Source organism: Rhizobium ecuadorense, assembly GCF_001187535.1.
GTDB classification, from domain to species: Bacteria; Pseudomonadota; Alphaproteobacteria; order Rhizobiales; family Rhizobiaceae; genus Rhizobium; species Rhizobium ecuadorense.
Genome location: NZ_LFIO01000829.1, coordinates 1 through 222, shown reverse-complemented (window position 1 = coordinate 222; position 222 = coordinate 1). Strand labels below are relative to the sequence as shown.

The 222-nt window shown below is 56.3% G+C and carries 1 pseudogene; it reads right to left on the bottom strand.

The annotated features are described in order from the left end of the window. Positions 1-222, bottom strand: a pseudogene (locus tag AF337_RS14505) (carbohydrate ABC transporter permease); the annotation flags it as partial.

The window sequence follows — 222 nt, the reverse complement described above, 5'->3', positions numbered from 1 at the left end:
GATCAGTGTATCGAGCAGCATCAGGTGTTTGTAGAGAACCAGGAACGGCATAGCGAGCACGACCGGCGGCAGGATCAACTGCGACAGGAAGAAGAAGGAAATGTCCTTGTTCGCCATCCAAAGGAATTTATAGGAGAACCGGCTGAGCCCATAGGCCGCCAGCGATCCGATGAGCACCGCCAGGAACGACGCCCCCGCTGACGCCACGATGCTGTTGAGAAA